A 22,148-nucleotide genomic window follows, 5' to 3' on the forward strand; every position below is an offset into this window, starting at 1 on the left:
TCATAATAGAGCCAGAAATAATTATACTTTTAAAGTTTTATAAGAATGGAGATAAGCTATGGGTATTAATGACGTTATTGTCCTAATTGTAGTCGGTTTTCTTTGTTTAGGGGCACTTGATAAATGTTTCGGAAATAAACTAGGTTTTGGCGATCGGTTTACAGATGGTTTTAATACGATGGGTTCACTCACTTTGGCAATGGTTGGAATAATAGCATTGGCTCCTGTTATTGCTAGTTTTCTAACCCCAGTAATAGCTCCCATATATGGCTTAATCGGAGCAGATCCGGCAGCTTTTGCGAATACAATTTTAGCAATAGATATGGGTGGGCAGGCATTAGCAGTAGAGATGGCTCAAAGTCCTGATGCGGCATTGTTCTCATGGGTGTTTTTAGGAACTATGATGGGTCCCACAATAGTATTTACAATTCCAGTGGCACTTGGGATTATTGAAAAAAAGGATCATGCGTATTTTGCGAAAGGTGTGCTATTGGGGTTAATCACTATACCGATAGGTTGTTTAGTGGGTGGCTTGGTTGCGAATTTGGACATCGTAATGATCCTTAGAAATCTCGCGCCTACTATTCTGTTTTCTATCCTTATTTCAATAGGGTTGTGGAAAAAGCCACATAAAATGATTATTGGGTTTTCGATTTTTGGAAAGTTTATTGAAATATTAGCTATAATTGGTTTAACAGCAATCATTATTGAAACATTAACTGGCATAACAGTGATACCTAACTTGACACCACTAAGCGAGGGAATTCAAATTGTTGGAATGATAGCTGTCTTTCTAGCGGGTGCATTTCCAATGGTATTGTTTATCTCTAAGGTGTTTAAAAAACCTTTGGCTAAAATGGGTTCCATGCTTGGGATTAGTGATACGTCATCTACAGGTTTAGTAGCATCACTTGCACATAATATTCCAATGCTAACCATACTGAAAGATATGGAGCCAAGGGGAAAAGTTATTAATGTAGCTTTTGCAGTAAGTGGAGCTTTTGTATTTGGGAGTCATTTAGGGTTTGTAGCAGGAATTAACAAAGAAGTAGTATTTGCTATGATTGTAGGGAAGCTAGTCGGGGGAATTAGTGCTGTAATTTTAGCTGTGATAATGTTACCCAGGTCTGCAAATTTGGATTGATTCACTAATTTAACTTTAAGGATAAAAAGTCACAGCTCAACGGCTGTGACTTTTTACAATATAAAAGACTTATTCGTTTCCTTCACCTATATATTTTCTTTGAAATGCCGCAATGCTTTCATATTCATCATTAAGCATTCGTGACAACCGAATGTAAATTGGCAAAATTTCACGGTAAACAGCCGTTGTTTCTTCAACAGGTTGATGCGTATTTGTATTTCCAACCATTTCTGATACAATGCTAAAATCGTCTATTTCTCCCGTTGCATACATGCCAAGCACAACAGCTCCCAGGCATGAGCTTTCAAAGCTTTCTGGGACAATCACAGGTTTATCAAAAATATCTGCCATTAACTGACGCCACACTTCAGAGCGGGCAAAACCACCAGTTGCTTGTATGCGTGTTGGTTCGCCTGTTAATTCCTCAAGTGCTAACAGTACAGTATATAGGTTATAAATGGTTCCTTCTAGAACTGCTCGAATCATATGTTGTTTTTTATGATGTATACTTAGGCCGAAAAATGACCCACGTGCATTTGCGTTCCATAATGGAGCACGTTCCCCAGTCATATATGGATGGAAAATCAAGCCATCGGAGCCTGGTTTTACACCATCTGCTATTTTTGTCAAAACGTCATACGGATCAATATCTAACAGTTTGGCAGTTTCAACTTCAGCAGCAGCAAATTCATCACGAAGCCAACGTAAAATAATCCCGCCATTATTCACGGGTCCACCAATGACCCAATGATTTTCAGTAAGGGCATAGCAAAATATTCGCCCCTTTGGATCTGTTTTTGGTTCATTGTAAACGGTTCGAATGGCTCCGCTAGTCCCGATTGTTACAGCTACTACACCTGGGTCAATTGCGTTAACACCCAAATTAGAAAGGACACCGTCACTAGCACCAATAATAAACGGTACATTTCCATCAATTCCCATAGACGTTTGGTATTCTTTTTTAACCCCAGTCATTTTATAGGTAGTCGGAACTATTTCCGATAACTGTTTTGGAGTTACCCCAGCAAGTTGTAGTGCTTCTGCGTCCCAATCAAGCGATTGCAAATTAAACAACCCAGTTGCGGAAGCGATTGAATAATCAACTACGTACTTATCGAAAAGCTTGTAAAAAACGTACTCTTTGATCGAAATGAACTTAGCTGCTTTTTCAAAGATTACCGGTTTTTCAGCCTTTAACCAAACCAATTTAGCTAATGGTGACATGGCGTGTATTGGCGTGCCTGTTCGTAAATATATCGCGTGACCATTATGGTTTTCTTTAATTTCCTTAGCGTACTCTGCACTTCTTGTGTCGGCCCATGTAATACTGTTGGTTAATAATGCACCCTCATTGTCAACTGCGATTAAGCTGTGCATGGCAGAGCTAAATGAAATAAAGTTTAGCTGATCTTTGGATATGTCGCTTTTTCGAATGGTTTCCCTTATCGATCCAAGGACTGCATCAACTATTTCATCCGGATTTTGTTCCGCGATTAATGGGTTTGGAGTATGTAATGGATAGTTTATTGTGTGAGACGTAACAACCTCACCCTGTTTTGTATATAGAAGTGCTTTCGTACTCGTTGTTCCAATGTCTACCCCTAAATAGAAAGATTGTTTCATGGTTGCTGTTCCCCCTTTACTTGCAGTAGAAAAAGAAAAAGGACAGTTAAAGCTTCCTTTTTCCTACTATACGTTATTTATTAATTACTTCATGTCCACCGAATTCATTTCGTAACGCTGCGACAACTTTACCAGAGAATGTATCGTCTTCTTGAGAACGATAACGCATCATTAATGATAACGCGATAACTGGTGCAGCAACTTGAAAGTCGAGTGCCGATTCAACTGTCCATTTTCCTTCTCCAGACGAATTCATTACACCACGTAATTGATCAAGGTTAGCATCTTTTGAAAAAGCATTTTCAACTAATTCCATCAACCAGGAACGTATAACAGATCCGTTATTCCACACTTTAGAGACTTTTTCATAGTCGTAATCAAAATCACTTTTGTTTAGAATTTCAAATCCTTCTGCGATAGATTGCATCATGCCATACTCAACACCATTATGGACCATTTTCAAAAAGTGTCCACTACCTGACTTTCCTGTGTATAGATAGCCATCCTCGACGGATAGATCATTAAAGAGGGGTTCTATTTCCTTAAATTTCTCTGGGTCTCCGCCAATCATCGTACAAGCACCGTGTCTTGCTCCGTCAGTACCACCGCTTGTTCCGCAATCGAAGAAATAAATTCCTTTTTCCAGAAGAGATTCGGAACGTCTTACCGTGTCTTTATAATTGGAATTTCCACCATCAATTACCAGATCACCTTCTGTTAAATGTGGTGTTAGCTCGTTGATAACTGATTCTGTAATCTCACCAGCTGGAACCATTAGCCATATCTTTCTTGGCGTTGGGAGTTCCTGTACAAGATCTGCTATTGATGTTTTTATTTGTAGTTTCTTATTATCAACATTAACTGAATTATTATCGTGACCTACAATTTCATGATCGTGATCAATTAAGTTTAATGCCAAATTCAGACCCATTTTGCCTAGGCCAATAATACCTATTTTCATAGTGTCCACCTCATTGAAAAAATTTTTAAAAAAATAAAGTAAAATTAAACATTGATTATATTTGTCTAGCTCAAGCGCCTACCCCTTGAGTTCTTAAGTCAAATCACTTTGTGTGGTAAAAACCCATCACATATAGGTTCGTCTTAAGCTTTTCGGGGTGACCAAGGCACTTGCACTTTTCTCGTTCTAATGTAAGTATATCAAATTTTTTTCCGTACGCAACGTTGATAAAAGAATTTTTTTCTTGTATAATCATTTTTAATAATTAAGATAAGGAGAGGGCCAATGAATAATGCGCAAAATCATCATGGTTTAGCGAGTATACGTGGAAATTATGGAAGGTTTAGTGATAAAGAAAAGAAAATTGCGGACTATATTTTACATAATCCCCAAAATATTATTCACCATACAATTAATCAGGTAGCAGACGAGTTAAATGTAGCAGAATCAACGGTGTTTCGTTTTTGTAAGCGGATTGGTTTTAAGGGATATCAGGCGTTTAAAATCGCACTAGCGGCTGAAATTGTAACGCCAATGAATGATATTCATGAAAAAATAAGCGAAGGCGATAACATTGGAACCGTTTCGGAAAAAGTATTCCGTTCTAATATTAAGACACTCGAAGATACCATGCATATTATTGATGGGAAAATTTTTGAACGAGCTGTTGAAATGATTTTAGAAGCGGAGCGGGTGGAGTTCTTTGGTAATGGTGGATCAGCGCTAGTAGCACTGGATGCATATCACAAATTTATCCGCAGTGGCTTACAGGTCAGCTCCAACCTCGAATCGCACATGCAGCGAATGTCAGCATCACAATTAACGGACAAGGATGTTGCGGTATTAATATCACATTCGGGTTCTACAAAGGATTTGCTTGATGTTTTACAAACTTTAAAGGGAAAGGGAGTCAAAACTATTAGCATAACCAATTTTGCTAAGTCTCCTTTAACAAAAGAAGTGGAACTTTCACTATATACGGTTGCAGAAGAAATTGATTACCGTTCCGAAGCAATGTCATCAAGGATAGCACAACTCAGCATTATTGATGCATTGTATACGAATGTGATGATTGCGAAAAAAGAGAAAGGGCGAGAAGCTTTACAAAATATGCGTGAGGCAATGTCCTTGAAACGGCTATAATGAATTAAAATTATGTGTTTTTTTCCATTAATGTAAACGTTTTATTGTACTGGATATAAAAAGGGGGCTACTAAAAATGGATGTTGTAACACTAGGCGAGACGATGGTGTTGTTTACCCCGAAATCGACCGGACTTATGCGTTATGCCGGTGACTTTTCAACAAAGGTTGCTGGTGCTGAGTCGAATGTAGCAATCGGACTGACAAGGCTTGGGTATAAGACAGGTTGGATCAGCAAACTTGGGGATGATGAGCTCGGCGAGCGAATTCTTTCGTTTATTCGTGGAGAAGGCGTTGATGTTAGCCAGGTAAAGTTTGATGATAGTGCATCGTCGGGTCTCTTTTTTAAAGAAAAATTGTCTTCTAATGAAGTAAGGGTGAAGTATTATCGGAATGATTCGGCGGCGAGCCGGATGTCGGCCCTTGAACTAGATGAAGCTTATATTTCCGGTGCAAAATATCTACATGTTACTGGTATCACTCCCGCACTAAGTGAGGACTGTTATGAATCCGCTTTAACTGCGATTAACTATGCAAAAAAGAATGGTGTAACCGTGGTTTTTGACCCTAATCTCAGGCGCAAGTTATGGGAGGAGGATAAGGCAAGAAAAGTTCTTACGGAATTGTCCTCAATGGCTGACATTGTTTTACCTGGGGTAGATGAGGCAGAATTTTTATTCGGTAAATCAGATCCCGAATCATTGGCACAAGCATTTTATGATAACGGTGCTTCTACGGTGATTATGAAACTTGGCAAGAAGGGTGCCTATGTTTTATCCAACAAGACAGCAGGATTTGTGGAAGGGTTTCCGGTAGAACAAGTAGTGGATCCAGTCGGTGCTGGTGATGGTTTTGCGGCTGGCTGTTTGTCTGGTTTTATTGACGAACTTGATTTGAAGGAAGCTGTCAGACGTGGCAATGCTGTTGGGGCAATGGTAACGATGGCTGATGGTGATGTGGAAGGATTACCTGATAAGAAAAGACTTACTAGTTTTATAAATAAATCCCATCAGGATGATGTTGAAAGATAAGGAGGTTTCCAGATATGGTAGATACATTTCAGCAAATAAAGGATCACAAGTTGGTCGCTGTCATACGTGGTGCGAAAGGTGATGATGTTTTATCCATCGCTCGTGCTCTTCATGCGGGCGGTGTTCATATTTTAGAAATTACGGCGGATACACCGCAAGTAGATACGTTAATTAGAAGCGTGAATCAAGAGTTCGGCGATCAAATGATTGTTGGTGCTGGTACTGTTCTTGATCCTGAAACAGCAAGAACAGCAATTATGGCAGGTGCGCGCTTCATATTTTCGCCAACGGTTAATGTGGAGACGATTCGATTGACGAAACGCTATGGTGTTGTAAGCATTCCAGGTGCATTAACTCCAACAGAAATTTTAACAGCATATGAACATGGTGCGGACCTGATTAAGGTATTTCCTGCAGGTACGATGGGCCCGAGTTATATAAAAGATATCCATGGACCTTTACCTCACATTCCGTTAATGCCTACCGGTGGCGTCGATTTGTCCAATGTAAGGCAGTATTTTGAAAATGGTTCTGTTGCGGCAGGTCTTGGTAGTGCGTTAGTTAACACAAAACAACCGATTAATCCAGATACATTAAAGGGTATCACTGAAAAAGCACAACAATTTGTAGAATCAATAAAGGATGTGTAAGGATATGAAAATTACTGGTTTTGAACTTTATCAAGTACCACCACGTTGGTTATTCTTGAAAATTGAAACAGACGAAGGAATCAGCGGTTGGGGTGAGCCGGTTGTCGAAGGGCGTTCCCAAACAGTGGAAGCCGCTGTACGAGAATTAATGGACTACTTAATCGGCAAGGACCCACGTAATATTGAAGATCATTTTCAAGTCTTGTATCGCGGGGGATTTTATCGTGGCGGCCCAATCCTTATGAGCGCAATTTCCGGAATTGAGCAAGCGCTATGGGACCTCAAAGGAAAATATTACAATATGCCCGTCTACGAAATGCTAGGCGGAGCGGTTCGCGATAACATTCAGGTTTATTCGTGGATTGGCGGGGATCGTCCACAAGATGTTGGTGCTGCCGCAAAGGAGAAAGCCGATGCAGGATTTACAGCAATCAAGATGAACGGGACCGAAGAAATGAATTATATTGACAGCTACTCAAAAGTGGATGCAGCTGTTAATCGGGTAGCAGCTATTCGCGACGCTGTTGGTAATGACTTTGGTATAGGAATTGACTTCCATGGCCGGGTACACAAAGCAATGGCCAAAATTCTTGTGAAGGAGCTTGAGCCTTATCGACCAATGTTTATCGAAGAGCCTGTACTTGCTGAAAATATCGAGGCTTTCAGGGACATTGCGAATCATACGACCACACCAATTGCTACAGGTGAACGTAACTATACGCGCTGGGGATTCAAGCAAATGTTGATGGACGGTGTCGTGGATATTATACAACCCGATTTGTCACATGCCGGAGGGATTCTCGAGGTGAAAAAAATTGCGACAATGGCTGAAACGTTTGATGTAGCGGTTGCACCACACGCACCACTTGGACCTATCAATTTAGCAGCATCGCTCCAGGTTGATGCATGTACGCCGAACTGTATTATTCAGGAACAAAGTCTTGGAATTCATTACAACAAGGGTAGTGACCTTTTGGATTACCTTGTTGATCCAACGGTATTTGAATACGAATCTGGTTCAGTTAGTATGCCAAAGGGAGCCGGACTCGGCATCGAGATCAACGAAGAACGTGTCAAGGAAGCATCAAAGGTTGGTCACCAATGGAAAAATCCAATCTGGCGTCACAAGGATGGCACAGTTGCGGAATGGTAGGGGACTTTTAGTAATAGATATTGGAAATATTATTGTTACAAACAACAAAAAGGGGAGCGTTTAAATGTCTACATTAGGGTTAATTTTACTTGCCGTTTTCGGCGTAGGGTTATTATTATTTCTTGTCATTCGTATTAATCTTCAAGCATTTCTTGCACTAATTGTCGTTAGTTATATTGTTGGTCTTATAGCAGGTATGAGCCCATCAGAGATTTTCGCAGCCGTACAGGCCGGAATGGGCGGAACCGTTGGGGAGATTGCTGTTATTATCGGGGTCGGTGCCATGTTTGGTGAGATTCTAAAAGTATCAGGTGGTGCAGAACGTTTGGCACTAACACTGATGGATAAGTTTGGTGAAAAACGTATTAACTGGGCGCTTATGCTTACCGGTTTTATTATTTCTATTCCAGTGTTTCTAGACGTAGCATTTGTTATTTTAGTGCCAATTTTATATAGCTTGGCGAAAAAAACAGGGAAATCATTGCTTTTTTATGGTATCCCACTATTAGCTGGTTTGGCGGTAACACACAGTTTCGTACCACCAACTCCAGGTCCGATTGCAGTAGCTTCCTTATTAGGGGCTAATATCGGTTGGGTTATCCTATTTGGTTTGATGGCAGGTATTCCAGCAGCGATTATCGCAGGTCCAATTTTCGGTACCTATATTTCTAAAAAGATTCACGTTGAAGTGCCAAAATTGATGATGCAAAACATGGCGGAAGAAGCTAGAGGCAAGCAATATGATAAAGAACTTCCAAGCTTTGGCATGATTGCAACACTTATTTTACTACCACTTTTTCTTATTTTATTAAACACATTTGCAAGTGTAGCACTACCAGAGGAAAGCACAATGCGAACAGTTGTTACGTTTATTGGTAATCCAGGGGTTGCATTAACAATCACAGCTTTATTAACCTTCTACCTACTTGGTACACGACGTGGATACTCTAGAGCAGAGATTCAGGAAATAGCAACGAAGTCTCTTGAGCCTGCAGGTATCATCATTTTGATTACAGGTGCAGGTGGTATCTTTGGCCAAGTGCTGGTTGAAACTGGAATTGGAGATGTACTTGCTGATTCAATGAGCACTCTAAATATACCGGTTCTAGTGTTTGCATTCATAGTAGCTGCAGCAATTCGTATTGCACAAGGTTCAGCTACAGTTGCAATGGTTACTGCAGCTAGTTTAATCACACCTGTAATTGGTACTCTTGGAATTGAAGGACCGATGCTCGCCTTGCTTGTTATCGCAATTGCTTCAGGTGCAACCATTGCATCCCATGTTAATGATTCAGGTTTCTGGATGGTTAACCGTTTCTTCGGTATGTCCGAGAAAGATACATTGAAATCCTGGACAGTGATGGAAACAATCATTGCTTTAGTAGGTTTCGGTATGACGCTAATAATTAGTATGTTTATCTAATGTATATTAAATATAACAGCTATCCTTTTAAACGAAAGGATAGCTGTTTTTAATAAGTTTAACTCTATGGTTCCAATGTCAATTCCGTTCCCTTGCTTCCATTCATATTCGTCAAATGATATTTTCCGTCAACCCAATCGTTCATTTGGTCATGGTACCAGTCACTCTTAAAGTGACCTGCTTGCCCTGGGCCAACTATATGATAGCCTTTCTTCATGTCACTCGTATCAATAACAAATCGCCAGGATGCTCCGTGATCAACGATTCCCGTTTTAGTATCATAGCTAGCCGCCATTGGGGTGACGCTACTTCCACCGACTGGAATTGGGTCTTCATTATTGAAAAAGAATGCCAATACTGGACTTATATCTGACAATGGATGAGGAAACTGTACTCTATGGTAATCCCCCCATTGCCAAGCAGTCAGGTCACTACCGTATTCTTCAGTCAAATGGGTCAACGTATTTTTCAATGCAGTATGAAGCACGGTTTGAAATCCGCCATTTTCCTGAATCCAAATCGAGTCATTACCACTTCGTAATATTTCGTCGGTTGTTTGTCCTTTACTGCCAAATAAATCCATCACGTCTTCAGGTATCGCATCTTCATACAAAATGGTTTCGATTTCATCTAGCCAATAATGAAATATCAGAGGCTGCGAGGCGTTAACTTTATCCTCATAATTCCAATTCGATAGCAATTTCAATGCTTTTTCCTCAACCGTGGACAGATTCGCATCCTCCAATGCCTCAGCAAACATCGGAACAAATTCGCGAGCTTGCAAATTCATTTGATCCATTTGCAAGTCTTCCATATCTTCTACAGTAAAATCATCGCCTGCTGCAAGAACCTCAGCGATACGTTCATAACGATATGGCTGTGCCCAAACATTACTAATGTGATAAGGGTAATCATCCCCGACTATTTTGTTGTTTGCCGTTGCAATAAACCCTTTTTCAGGGTTAACAACTGTTGGCAATTCATCAAATGGGATGTATCCCTTCCAATCATTTTCTTTTTCCCAGCCCTCTAGCGGCAATAGTGCATCCTCACCGTCTTCATAAATAGGGATATTTCCATTCGCTTTATAAGCAATCGTTCCATCTTTTGAAGCAAATACAAAATTTTGGGGAGGGGATAGGAATTTTTCCAAACCTTTTTCAAATTCATCCCAATTCGAAGCTTTATTTATTTCTAAAATGGCCGCAAGTTCTGTTGTTGGTTCGAGTGCCGTCCATCTCAATGACATGACCGTATTCTTTACGCTGTCGTTTGCAAAATTGGATATTATTGGGCCATGGCGGGTCTCGATAACTTGATAATCAATTGTTTCGCCATCTTTCACTTTAATTGGCTCATCCATTACTTGAGCTTGTTCCCATTCACCTTCATATAAAAATTCATGCGGGTTATCTGGATTTCTTTTTTCCAAATAAAGCTGTTGCACATCTGGTCCCGTATTTGTAACTCCCCATGCGATATCCTCGTTATGACCGAGAATAATTCCAGGAACACCAGCAAAAATAACACCACTAACATTTACTTCTGGAGTCTCTAAATGCATCTGGTACCAAATGGACGGGGTAGCAAGTCCTAAGTGTGGATCATTTGCCAAAAGTGGCATACCGGATTCTGATTTTTCACCACTAACAACCCAGTTATTGCTTCCATTAAAAGTATGAGGAATAACAGCTTGATCAAAACTAGCCGCAACATCCAGCTCATTTTCACCTATTATAGTAGGCTTATTATCCGGATATTTCGGAAACAGTTCATATGCCTTTTCTTCAGTAAAATTATTCAGCGCATAATAATTAAAAGCTTGTTGCTCCCAGTGTCCACCTAAGTCAAACGCCATATATTTTCCAATTGTCAACGAGTCGATAGGAGTCCATTCGGCTGGCTCAGACCCCATCAACGTGAACTCAATTGGCAAACTATTCTCTGCCTTCGCTTGATGAATGTAGGCATTTACACCATCAGCAAACCACTGTAATACCTGCTTTGATTCATCAGAATAAATTTTATATGATTCTTCCGCTGCACGCCTCAAACCAAGGGTACGAAAATATTTATCATGATCAATTGCAACTTCACCAACAACTTCGCTCAACGTACCTGATGCCTGTCTGCGTGACATTTCCATTTGGAACATTCGGCTTTGAGCCTGAATATATCCTTGGGCGATATAAAGATCATGAGCATTTTCAGCCTTAATATGCGGTACACCATTTTCATCAGTTATCACGGTCACTTCATTCTCGAGCGCTGATAGTTCAATAGTCCCTTCAACCTGTGCAAGTGACTTATTTATGTAGGCGTTCGCAAAAACAAATAAGATAACACCAACCGCAACTAGTACTCCGAAAGTAATGAGTAGGATTTTCTTTTTATTACGCTTTTTCTTTTGCGGCTCTACAAAAACCTCCTGTGTTTGCAATAAAATATCCCCCTGTGTTTTATTTATCGCAGGTTGACGGGCACTAAATTCCCTTGATCAAAAGTGGAGGTAAGCCAAAAATTATAGTTGTGGGATAATTGCCCGTACAAGCCCAATCGTACAACCAACATTAGCGGGAGAAAAGACCCCTTAATGAAGTTGTACTTTATATAATAATTATTCGACATAGATTGGTAGATTCCTTTTTAAAACCTAATTAAGAATAATATATGTTGAATTGACAACTGTCTAGGAAATGATTAATTTAATTTATCAACAGGTTTAAACTTAAGCAATTCGGGGAAATAGACCTATAAGTCGACACAGCAAAACACTATTTTCTGCTGAAAATAGTGTTTGATAAATGCATTAATTTACCTGGATTTTTATGGTGAATTTCCGTAAATGGAAAAGGTTTAAAGGTAGGTATTTAGGACTATAAAAAAGTGAATTGGCTAGTAGAGGATATTTTAAAAGGAAGTGAATATGATGCAGTGCTTAAGTGATAATACATTAATAGATACATATAACAAAGCATTAGAACTGAACTTGAACGAAGCTTATATAGAATTATTAATGAATGAAATAAATAGAAGAGGTATCGATCATACCAGATTACTAAATAACAATGATAGTAGTTATGTTAATAAGGTGGAAGTTTAGTATAGATGATGAAAGGGGCCAGGATATAGGTGATGAAGTAATTGAAGAATATGGTGCACGTGTAAGTTGCACGCTTCGCGATAGGGGTTTTGTGGCCGCACTGGTCCCGGTGGCGATGATTTTGTAATCCCTTATTTATCTTTATAAAAAATAAAACCAGCTGGTGAGGGGGAATTCACCAGCTGGTTTTATCAAGAATAAGGTTATTCCATAATCCCGACTTCATCAAAACCATTTGCCGAGGCTTGTGCTTCTTCGCTGCCATCACCGTATAGATCTACTGCTGATTGTACGACAGCATCACGGGCGTCTTTGAAATCAGAGTTTGGTGTTAAGTAATGAACCAATGCGCGATAGTATATATGACCGAGCTTGTCCTTGCCGATTTGGGTTCCGATAAGGTAAGCGGCATGGTTGAAGATTGAAGAGTTAATATGAACGCCACCGTTATCCAAACTTAAAGGCAAATCATAATATTGATCCATATGGGATGGATATGTGCCACTTCCATCTCCATATTCCCAAAAGTCTTCTGAAACCAAGTATTTACTTGGAGTGTCTAAACTACGAAGAGACGTTCTTCCCGAAGCAACGGCTTCATCTCCCATAATATCCTCACCGAGCTCCCAATCCTCCTCATCGACTAATGCACCGAATATATCGGAAAATGATTCGTTTAGAGATCCGGATTGGTTTCGGTATCTTAATCCCGCGGTATGAGTTGTCACACCGTGCGTCATTTCATGAGCGGCCACATCAAGACCAGCTGAAAGCGAGATGAAAAAATCACCATCTCCGTCACCATAAGTCATTTGTTCGCCGTTCCAGAAGGCGTTGTTATAATTTTTTCCAAAGTGGACGGATGAGATAATTGCCATGCCTTCACCATCAATGGAATTTCGATCATGTTCTTCAAGATAATACTCGTACACTTTTTCCGAGTTGTAATGGGCATCTACAGCAGCCCGGTCGTATTTGTCATGAAAAGCAGCATCCTGATTCGAGAATAATTCACCAGGAAATGGTGCGTTCCATTGATTGTTGAGGTCGTAAGTACGAATGCCTTCTAAGTTTTCATGTGAAATATCATTTAGGAAAAACATTGTTCCTTTATTATCTCCAGGAGTGTTTTTGTGGGAAATATGCAAATTACGTTTATCACCCAATACTCCAATACCTGATCCCTTTGAAGCTTTATATTGACCGACATCCATCAGTGTATTAATTTTGTCAATTACTTCACCACTGTGCGCATCAACATATACATACCAGTTTCCAGGCTCTTTGCCAAGAAAGTTTACATTTGTTTTGTAAGCTAAATGATTCTCGCCATTAAAAGGGTAGATGACTAATTCTGCAGTCGGCTCATATGGTAATACATCTGGAGCAGAGACTTTATCTTTAGCAGTTTCCAAAGCCTTTTGTTTAGAAATTGAAGCTTTCGTTGACAGATCAGTTTCTTCAAGTGCTCTGTTGTAATACCCGTTTACGCTTTGAACACTACCACTTTTACCATAGTGAACGATTACTTCACTGCCTTCAACTGGAACCCCGTTTACCGTTTGCTCCATACTGACATGCTTCATTCCGATTTTGTCCTTTTTAGTTTTCTTTACTTTAAATTGGCTCTTTCCATTTTTCATGTTGAAAAGTCCCTTGTTCTTATTGAGAAATTGCTTGGCATCTTTTGTTGTAATGTGTTCCAACTTTTTTTCTTTAACAAAGATCGGAACATTTAACTGTTTGGCATTGGGCTTTTGTTTATGTATCTCATGTTGGACTAAATTTGTGTCTTTTACTGTTATGGTTTGTCCACTTGATACCATTGGAGTGGTGACCATTGCTGCGGACAAAACCATCGGTACAATCCATTTCTTATTCATCAACAAATCCCTCCTCAAATAGTGTAATTAAATTATATACGAGGGATGTCGACTTTTGTAAGTACAATTCGGACTATTTATTATTTTAAGAAAAACGGGAGATAAGTACGGAAAATGACAAAATATGGGACATTCTACCTTATCATGGCACATTTAATAGGATTCCTTATCTAGGTGAACTTTTTGAGTACGAGTTTCCAGCCGGTTCAGTTGATCCAATGATTATTATGGTATACATATCGGAACTTTCAATTGAATAATAATATATGGTGCTTCTTAGTAAAATTAATGAAGGTTCTTTTTCCGTTAGACATGAGGGAGGTAGAGGATGCCTACATATTTATTAATGGAAATAAGTAGCTGGTGGAACATACCATTACTTGCGTTGGTTTTAGGGTGCGGTGTCTTATATTTGTTAGTGGCGTACCAATATTCTGCAGGTAAAAAAAGATTTCTCCTTGGTTTGTTCCTCCTTTATATATGTCTTGGAAGTCCAATTTATGGTATTGGTCACCTTTTTTTTAGTGTACATATGATTCAGATGGCAATACTCTACTTTTTTGTGCCCCCGCTACTTTTAATTGGAGTTCCAAGAGAACTAATTGAGCATTTGCGTGAATTTTTTGGCAATAAAGCCGTAACTTTGACTGTTAATAGGCCGATGGTTTATATGTTTGTTTTTTGTGGATTATTTGCTCTTTATCATATTCCGATGATCTTTGATGCTGTGATGACAAATTGGTGGTTACATAAAGCCTTTCATTCAATCCTATTGATAACAGCCTTAGGAATGTGGAGTCCCGTGATAATGAAATGGCCACTTCATCAAAAAAAACGATACATGCGGTGGAGTGGTGTGATAATAATGCCCGCCTGTTTATTGTTAGTTTTTGCTGATGCACCGTTATACAAAACGTATCAGGACCCTGCTACATGGGCAACAGCATTACATGTATGCTTTGGGATCCAACAAGTTGAAAATCTACGAAGTGCGATGGGACTGTTATCATCCATGACAGACCAGCGTTTAGCTGGAGTCTCTATGTTGGTTTTACACCAACTTAGTCATTTCAATATGATTGGAAAACGAAAATGAATAGTTGTAAAATCGCAGAATGCGTAAAGTGAGGAGGGGATTTGGAATATTCTATTTGATCAAATGGTTGGATAATTAACAACTAATTTCTATATCAAAAGCCGGCTTTCCCGCAGGAATACCGGCTTTTGATGGATATATAGTAAGCGTAGTGGGTTTATAATATATGCATTATAAAGTTGCTTTTTTACTAATGTTTATTATACTAAATCAGGTCAAAAGACAAAATGCTCTCTTTATGAATTAATCAAGATCTCCATAACCAGGGTCATTGTGAAATAGCGGACCCGTTGAAGCACTTACTGGAGCACTAACAAAAAATATTGTCAAAGCTATAACTGAAAAAAGCATTCCGATTTTTTTCATATCGACACCCCCTTTCAATTTGGAGAAAATAATTTAAGGCTTTGTATCAAGCACCCATTTCCTGTAAGGCTAGAATTGGTAATCTGCCAAAGAAGTGATCACTACGCTTGTTAATAAAGTTGTTATGCGATTGGTGCAATAAATCTTTGTCATTCGTGGCTAGTCCTAAATAATATTGTTGAAATGGTGAATCGAACGATAATTTTCTTAAGATGTCTTCAGCTTTTTTATGATTTCCTTTCGCAATTTCAATATGTGCTAGTTCACTTGGATCACTAGTTGAAACTCCTTCTACTCGTCCATGATGAGCTGAAATAAATGGTATGTTATTATTTTGGATCTTGTAAATGATATCCATGAGTCCATGCTTTTTTGCAACTTTTGTCGCTTCTTGTAGATGATACATTCCTTGTTTGTACGTATCAAAAGTGTAGGTCAGTGCTAAATTTATATTTATAGCAGCTTTTGTTCTCGGATTTTGTGTTAAGTTTAAAACCCGGAAAGCATATTTTCTAGCCATAATAAGTTCGTTTCGTACCCAATAATAGGTGAATAAAATCTCACACAATCGTATATTAAAAAAAGATAATAGAAACGGATCGTCAACTGCAGCAAAAAGATATGGCTGTTTATCTAGGAAGTCTCCCAATTTTCCAAAATTACGCATGTCGTAATGGGTCGAAATCTTAAGAAATTCTATCAAACAAATAATTCCTGGTTCTTCACTTTGGAGTGTTGTTACGCGGTGTATTATTTCTGGTGGAGATAAACGGTTTAATTTCCTATCCAGCATTAGCTGATAGGCTGCTGCCCATTGGTTATTTGATTTGGATTTTGATTTGATGTTTTTATCAATTAAAAGCTGCAAGTCCTCATAAAAACCATTCATATATAAAAATTCCAAACCCTTTTTCATAATTTCATTTTCATTACTTTGCATACATAACTTACGAACAAGGTTTAGTACCGTTTGTTCATCGTGTTGTACTGAAAGCATAGATATCGCATGTGCCAACGATAGCTTTCCATTTTGGATGATGTCTAGTTTAGAATTATTTACAGATTCAGTAGTCATTTTTATACTCCTAACTGTAAAAACTTTTCTGAAAGTTTAATACATAATACCACAAAATTATACAAAACCCATGAGCATAAGTGCCTGATATTTCGACAAATTTCGCGTTATTCTATCAAGAAATTTACCCTTGATAGAAAGTGTGAAAGAAGGGGCAACTTACTTTAGAGTAAAACCAATAATACCCTGGAACCTTACTGTTAAGCCGGATTCCAGGGTATTTTATTTGATTTTTTCAAATCCTTTAAAAGAAGTGTGGAGATGAGCCATCTAACTGTAAGGATATTTATATAACTTTCTTCCTGCTTAATAAGAATCAGTTTGATGACCTTGTTACTCTACCTCTTTAACGTTCAATTATTTATTTCGTCGTTGATATATTGAAAAACTTTTGATATCTTGCTTTTTAATTCTAATATCGATATTTTTTATTTGGAACGAGGTACAATAATAATAGAGACATTATCTGAATAGGGAAGGGAGATTGGTATGATGGTTAAAGATCAAAACCTGACAGACGAGCAATGGAAAGCGATTCGCGAAAATGATAAGAGGTATGATGATGATTTTTTCTATGCCGTGAAAACTACTAAAATATTTTGCAGACCTTCATGTAAATCCCGTGTTCCGAACTTTGATAATGTAACTATATTTTATCGTCGGGATGATGCACAAAAAGCAGGATACCGACCATGTAAAAGGTGTAAATCAGGTGGATACCAGTTGCCTGACGAAGAGTGGGTACTTCAGGCTGAGGCATACATGAAGGAAAATTATTCGAACTATTTAACGCTAGCTATCATAGCAGAAGGTTGCCATGGCAGTCCATATCATTTACATCGCGTGTTCAAGCGTGTGAATGGAATTACGCCGCTTGAATTCGTGCTTCAAATCCGCATGGATAAAGCGATACACTATTTAAAGCATACAGACAAATCTATCAAAGAAATTAGTACCCTAATAGGCATGCCTAATGCTGCTTACTTTTCCACAACTTTTAAAAATAGAACAAATATGACACCAAGAATGTTCCGCGAAAATTATAAAAAGGAGGTGTTACGTGATGAAAAATAGTAAAGAGCAAACCGTATATTATGGGCACATTGACAGTAATGGTTGGTCACTTTATCTTGCGGTTACAGAAACAGGACTTTGCTTTGTTGGAAAAGGGGGGATTAGTGAAATGAACCAATGGTTTGAAAAGTATAGACCAAAAGCCAGGTTGGTTGAGGGATGGGATAACGTATCAACGTATGCGGCTGAACTAGTAGAATATTTAAACGGGTACCGCAAAGTCTTTGATTTATCAGTAGATTTAAGCGGCACAAAATTTCAGGAAGCAGTTTGGACTGAATTGCAAAATATTCCATACGGTGAAACGAAAACGTATACGGACATATCCAAAAACATTGGCAAACCAAGTTCAGTTCGTGCTGTAGGAACAGCAATTGGTGCGAATCCTATATTAATTGTTGTTCCTTGTCACCGTGTTATTCGTAAGAGTGGGAAACTAGCGGGCTATCGCGGGGGAATTTTAATGAAGGAAAAATTAATTGGGCTGGAAAGTATGTAAGCACCTAATCTTTGTTAGGTGTTTTTTTAGCAGTTAAGAAAGCATAAATCCTTTCTTATTGCATAAGTGCAACTAAGGCTTGGCGATAAGCCAAGTTATTTAAGAAGTTGCTGAAGACTTTGCCACTTAATAATACATATAAAACAAGACAGCCACAAAACTGATACTTACTTTTGTAAGAAATCTCATTGTGCACCTCCAATGAAAATATTTCTCTCGAAGTATCTTTTAAATGAAGTTTCACTTTATATCTTCAACTTAAGATTAGTACACAATCTTTAAGTGAGTATTGAGTTAATGTAAATTTTGGGTAAATTTATACATAGGTATAAGAGGAAATAAAAAAATAGCCCGTTAAGGCTATTTTTTTATACAAATAATTGATTTCGAAAAAAGTTAACGTTGGATGAAGGAGACCATTGTAGAGACGTGATCAAAGCGTCTTCCATTAGACGAATGGGAACAGAGTTATTTAGATCCACCAACCACATTTCATGGGCAAATTCTTGTTCTGTGCAACCGGCAAGATAAGCAATTTTATTACCATCCGGGGACCAAGTTACAGGTGTGGCATAACAATCAGATAAGGCGTGAATCCGATCATTTTCTCCTCGTCTTCCCACCGTCCTTACATGATTGAAATAACCTTTCTCAAAGAAAGCAGTTGCACTGTAAGCTATTATTCTCGAATTTGGATTCCAAGTTGGGTTGTAGTTTTTAGCAAGTGGTCCTCCTTCTAATTCAAATACAGTTCCAGTCGAAAGTTCAATTGTGCGGATGAGCGAGATACTGACGCCAGGAGTTGTATAAAGCACAAAGGAATCATCAGGAGATAATTCGACTTCATGCATAGGGCCTTCGGTGTTTTGCGTTATTTGCCTTTTCCCAGTACCATTAACCGAAATCCGGTAAAGTTGGCTAGTGCCATTTTCATCTGGTGCTTGAAAAAGTAGTTCTCTTCCAGTTGAAAACCATTGAGCATCGGTTGCATTGGGCTGTCGGATACTTTGAGCCTGATGGGATGTGACGTCATAAATAACAATTTGATCCCTTGTTGTATACGTCAACTTTTTGCTGTCAGGTGACCAATCCAGATTAATTATATCTTCCTCGTCTATTTGATCTATACCTGCAATTGACCCTGCTGACAAGTAAATTACGTATAAGATTCTGTTTCGACCGACAAATGCAATTTTATTGCTGTCAGGAGACCAAACAGGACTTGAAAATGTGTCCGCTAAGCCATTTGTTAGCTGGACATTCCCACCGTTTCTAAGATTAAATAGCCAAATATCGTATTGTCCACCACGATTTGTTGTATAAGCAATAGCACCTCGCACTGGATTAGGATAGTTCATGTAATCACTTCCTTACTTATTTACTAAAAAGCTCGATCAATCACTTTTTTTCCTCTAAAATAGACTTTTCGTATCTCCTCGATATCCGTAACATCCAATCCAGGAATTCCATCTACAACTAAAAAGTTCGCATCCATTCCATTTACTAATCTACCGAACTCATTACCATTCCCAAGAATATCTGCTGGGTTTGCGGTTAATAAGGAAAGGATATCGTTCTCGTCATAGCCATTTTCTTTTAATAGTTTCATGGAAGGATGGGCAATTAACATAAGCATATCAGGCCCCTTTAAATCCTGGTCTTGAAATGGTAGCCAACTTGCATCTGGATATGGTGGTAGATAAGCGTCTGTTGCAATGGAAACAGGGATATTTTTTTGCGTTAATTTTAGAATGTTTTCTGGTGAATTTGGTTCAAGATGAGTGCCGCCCATTGGAGTTGCTACAATTTTTACACCTTGTTGCTTGGCCCTTACAATTTGTTCATCCGTAATTCCGTGAGCATGATGGAGCACATCAAGCCCTGCGTCCAGCGTCATCTGGATTGCATCATAACCAGCGACATGAGCACCGATTTGTTTGCCAAATTGATGATAAATCTCAACTATTTTGTTTAATTCTTCAAGGGTGTACATGATTTCACCAGCCCGTGGAACTATATCTGCCGTAAAATTAGCTGGTGTTGCATTAATGAATATATTCTCCCCAGGATAGTCGCTGCATTGTGCCATTTCCTTTACCAAAAGAAAGTTTGATAGATCCTTTTGTTTTACCGGACTTGATTTTGTAATGGATGTAAAGTGTGTTAATTCCTTAAATCCAATGGATATACTCGTAGCTGCAAATGAAATGTCCAGTGGGATGTCTTTAACCACTTCACGATATTCATCAATTGAGAAGTCACACATGGGATGCCCACAAATTTGTTCGCCAAGTGCGGTTATTCCCGATGATAATGCATGAAGAAGAATAGCCTTTCCGGAAAGGAAATGGGTTTCATTTGTAATGGGATGTAGGGATGTAGGTGCAAATTCTAATAAATGGGTGTGACAGTCGACTAAAGAAGGTGTGATTACATAACTGGAGTAGTCGATTACCTCTGTTTCAGCGTATTTGTGGCGAAAATCCGTCCAGCTACCAACTTCTATAATTTTTCCATCTTTTATGAACATGGCCCCATCGTAAATCGTACCTTTTTCACTTACTGTAACTAGTTTTTTTCCTCGAATAACATAAGCATTATTCATTAATTACACCACCAAAAAAGGAGTTAAGAAATAACCAAGTATACATGCGGTTGCGACTCGAATTATCAATCCTACTACAGCAGCCATAAGTGTTTCCCGCTCGTTTAAATCAGATGTTTCCGCCCACGTGGCTGGAACCTGACCGAAGATTACCGATAGTGGTAGACCGGAGTTTGCCAAAATAAACGAACCAACAATTAAGCGTGGATCAATGGAAGCAGCCAATTCGGCCAGCTGAGCAACCGCGAGTGTCGGAGCTGCCAGGATGGAGACAATACCTGTTGATGGTTCAATGCTTATCAGTGTCAGAATGGATGCAAGACTGGATTCAATTGGCTCCCATATTCCCATGAATTTCAAAATGCCGATCAAGAAAAATACAACGGCGACAGCTGGAATAATGATCAAGAATAGTAACTCAGTTCCTTCTTTTGCGGAAGAAAATATGGTGTTCATAAACTTCGTGTTTGGTGTGAACCGTGGTAGCTCCTCTAGTGAAACTTTTCTGGTGTCACGGTAAATCGTTTTGGATAAGACAAATGGAACAACAATGATCGGTACAAAGATTGATAGAATAACGAGTGGAAAAGAATTAATATCGAATGCTGCCAACGCAATAAGTCCTAGTACAAATGTTGCAAAGGATTGTGGCGATTGAATCATTGTAGATACAGCTATTTTTTGTTCAGCTTTTGTCGCATTTGCTTTTACTAGGATTGGTCCAGCAATTTTCCCTGCTGCGTTAACATCACCCAGGATATTGTAAACACTCGGAATGATGACAGCTGGGTTTATTTTGAACAATTTCATAACAGGGACGAAGATTCTAATCAACCCATCTGTAAATCCCAGCCTTTCCAATATACGTCCCATAATGACACTAACGATAATCGCAATACCGACTTCACCAGTCAGAAATACATCAACGACTATTGGTTTGACTTCTTTAATTACGGTATCAAATAAATTCGATAGAGAATTTGGTGCAAAGAAAAGAAGAGCTAGCGAAATAAGAACTAACAAAATACCAATTACTTCATAATAATGCCATTTCGATCGATTAGAAGGAATGTTTGCTTTAGTGCCTTGTTTATTCTCCATAAAAAATTCCCCCAAGCCATTTTTCTTAGTGAAAATAAACCCCATTTAAATTTAGGATATGAAATCATGAGAAAATGTGTGTTTGCCCAACGCTCTCTATTATGCGAATCTTTTACACTATATTTTAGAAAATTTGGTGAATCTTATTGCTTAAATTGGTATGATTAGATTTAAAATAGGGTTGTTTTGGTAAGTTTCAAGAAATTGTAATGAGGTGAA

The 22,148-nt window shown here is 38.7% G+C and carries 19 protein-coding genes; 10 read left to right on the forward strand and 9 right to left on the reverse strand.

Annotated elements, in window-relative coordinates:
* Positions 1-58 precede the first annotated feature (58 nt).
* Positions 59-1,144: an ethanolamine utilization protein EutH gene (gene eutH / locus LG329_RS18190; protein ID WP_404452261.1), complete on the forward strand. Its 1,086-nt coding sequence runs from the start codon at positions 59-61 to the stop codon at positions 1,142-1,144.
* A gap of 69 nt (positions 1,145-1,213) precedes the next feature.
* On the opposite strand, the gene gntK is transcribed toward eutH, so the two are convergent.
* Positions 1,214-2,767 (reverse strand): gluconokinase, encoded by a 1,554-nt coding sequence (gene gntK / locus LG329_RS18195; protein WP_404452262.1) that lies wholly within the window; start codon positions 2,765-2,767, stop codon positions 1,214-1,216.
* Between the two features lie 73 nt (positions 2,768-2,840).
* On the reverse strand, positions 2,841-3,728 hold the full coding sequence (gnd, locus tag LG329_RS18200) for a phosphogluconate dehydrogenase (NAD(+)-dependent, decarboxylating) (RefSeq protein WP_404452264.1): 888 nt from the start codon (positions 3,726-3,728) through the stop codon (positions 2,841-2,843).
* Between the two features lie 285 nt (positions 3,729-4,013).
* Between gnd and LG329_RS18205 the strand changes: the two genes are divergently transcribed.
* The 5 genes from LG329_RS18205 (at position 4,014) to LG329_RS18225 (ending at position 9,127) form a co-directional block, all read left to right on the forward strand.
* Positions 4,014-4,871, forward strand: coding sequence for a MurR/RpiR family transcriptional regulator (locus LG329_RS18205; RefSeq protein ID WP_404452265.1), 858 nt, complete (start codon positions 4,014-4,016; stop codon positions 4,869-4,871).
* A 76-nt stretch (positions 4,872-4,947) separates the two neighbouring features.
* Positions 4,948-5,901, forward strand: coding sequence for a sugar kinase (locus LG329_RS18210; RefSeq protein ID WP_404452266.1), 954 nt, complete (start codon positions 4,948-4,950; stop codon positions 5,899-5,901).
* A gap of 14 nt (positions 5,902-5,915) precedes the next feature.
* The gene (locus tag LG329_RS18215; protein ID WP_404452267.1) at positions 5,916-6,551 is read left to right on the forward strand and encodes a bifunctional 4-hydroxy-2-oxoglutarate aldolase/2-dehydro-3-deoxy-phosphogluconate aldolase; all 636 of its coding nucleotides are present in this window, start codon (positions 5,916-5,918) and stop codon (positions 6,549-6,551) included.
* A 4-nt stretch (positions 6,552-6,555) separates the two neighbouring features.
* The gene (gene dgoD / locus LG329_RS18220; RefSeq protein ID WP_404452268.1) at positions 6,556-7,704 is read left to right on the forward strand and encodes a galactonate dehydratase; all 1,149 of its coding nucleotides are present in this window, start codon (positions 6,556-6,558) and stop codon (positions 7,702-7,704) included.
* 64 nt (positions 7,705-7,768) lie between these two features.
* Positions 7,769-9,127: a GntP family permease gene (locus LG329_RS18225; RefSeq protein WP_404452269.1), complete on the forward strand. Its 1,359-nt coding sequence runs from the start codon at positions 7,769-7,771 to the stop codon at positions 9,125-9,127.
* 64 nt (positions 9,128-9,191) lie between these two features.
* Here LG329_RS18225 and LG329_RS18230 read toward each other — a convergent pair whose 3' ends face one another.
* A complete protein-coding gene (locus tag LG329_RS18230) occupies positions 9,192-11,567 on the reverse strand; it encodes a penicillin acylase family protein (protein ID WP_404452270.1) in 2,376 nt (791 codons plus the stop codon).
* A 486-nt stretch (positions 11,568-12,053) separates the two neighbouring features.
* On the opposite strand from LG329_RS18230, the gene LG329_RS18235 reads away from it, so the two are divergent.
* On the forward strand, positions 12,054-12,230 hold the full coding sequence (locus tag LG329_RS18235; protein WP_404452271.1) for a sporulation histidine kinase inhibitor Sda: 177 nt from the start codon (positions 12,054-12,056) through the stop codon (positions 12,228-12,230).
* A 203-nt stretch (positions 12,231-12,433) separates the two neighbouring features.
* On the opposite strand, the gene LG329_RS18240 is transcribed toward LG329_RS18235, so the two are convergent.
* Positions 12,434-14,113: a M4 family metallopeptidase gene (locus tag LG329_RS18240; RefSeq protein ID WP_404452272.1), complete on the reverse strand. Its 1,680-nt coding sequence runs from the start codon at positions 14,111-14,113 to the stop codon at positions 12,434-12,436.
* Positions 14,114-14,441: 328 nt separating this feature from the next.
* Between LG329_RS18240 and LG329_RS18245 the strand changes: the two genes are divergently transcribed.
* A complete protein-coding gene (locus tag LG329_RS18245) occupies positions 14,442-15,209 on the forward strand; it encodes a cytochrome c oxidase assembly protein (protein ID WP_404452273.1) in 768 nt (255 codons plus the stop codon).
* A 243-nt stretch (positions 15,210-15,452) separates the two neighbouring features.
* Here the strand turns inward: LG329_RS18245 and LG329_RS18250 are convergent, their stop codons facing one another.
* Both LG329_RS18250 and LG329_RS18255 read right to left on the reverse strand, forming a co-directional pair.
* The gene (locus tag LG329_RS18250; RefSeq protein WP_404452274.1) at positions 15,453-15,575 is read right to left on the reverse strand and encodes a hypothetical protein; all 123 of its coding nucleotides are present in this window, start codon (positions 15,573-15,575) and stop codon (positions 15,453-15,455) included.
* Positions 15,576-15,621: 46 nt separating this feature from the next.
* Positions 15,622-16,650: an AimR family lysis-lysogeny pheromone receptor gene (locus LG329_RS18255; RefSeq protein WP_404452275.1), complete on the reverse strand. Its 1,029-nt coding sequence runs from the start codon at positions 16,648-16,650 to the stop codon at positions 15,622-15,624.
* 492 nt (positions 16,651-17,142) lie between these two features.
* Between LG329_RS18255 and LG329_RS18260 the strand changes: the two genes are divergently transcribed.
* On the forward strand, positions 17,143-17,724 hold the full coding sequence (locus tag LG329_RS18260; protein ID WP_404452276.1) for a bifunctional transcriptional activator/DNA repair enzyme AdaA: 582 nt from the start codon (positions 17,143-17,145) through the stop codon (positions 17,722-17,724).
* The gene (locus LG329_RS18265; protein WP_404452277.1) at positions 17,714-18,223 is read left to right on the forward strand and encodes a methylated-DNA--[protein]-cysteine S-methyltransferase; all 510 of its coding nucleotides are present in this window, start codon (positions 17,714-17,716) and stop codon (positions 18,221-18,223) included. Before LG329_RS18260 ends, LG329_RS18265 begins: the two co-directional genes overlap by 11 nt.
* A 368-nt stretch (positions 18,224-18,591) precedes the next feature.
* Here the strand turns inward: LG329_RS18265 and LG329_RS18270 are convergent, their stop codons facing one another.
* From LG329_RS18270 to LG329_RS18280, 3 genes are read right to left on the reverse strand one after another with little or no spacing between them, the layout of a single operon-like run.
* Complete coding sequence (locus LG329_RS18270; protein ID WP_404452278.1) at positions 18,592-19,581, reverse strand: TolB family protein; 990 nt, start codon at positions 19,579-19,581, stop codon at positions 18,592-18,594.
* Between the two features lie 23 nt (positions 19,582-19,604).
* Positions 19,605-20,828 (reverse strand): amidohydrolase family protein, encoded by a 1,224-nt coding sequence (locus tag LG329_RS18275; protein ID WP_404452279.1) that lies wholly within the window; start codon positions 20,826-20,828, stop codon positions 19,605-19,607.
* 3 nt (positions 20,829-20,831) lie between these two features.
* On the reverse strand, positions 20,832-21,929 hold the full coding sequence (locus LG329_RS18280) for a hypothetical protein (RefSeq protein WP_404452280.1): 1,098 nt from the start codon (positions 21,927-21,929) through the stop codon (positions 20,832-20,834).
* Positions 21,930-22,148 lie beyond the last annotated feature (219 nt).

The sequence above is a fragment of the Virgibacillus necropolis genome, from assembly GCF_044793635.1.
In the GTDB taxonomy this organism is placed as follows: domain Bacteria; phylum Bacillota; class Bacilli; order Bacillales; family Amphibacillaceae; genus Virgibacillus_F; species Virgibacillus_F necropolis_A.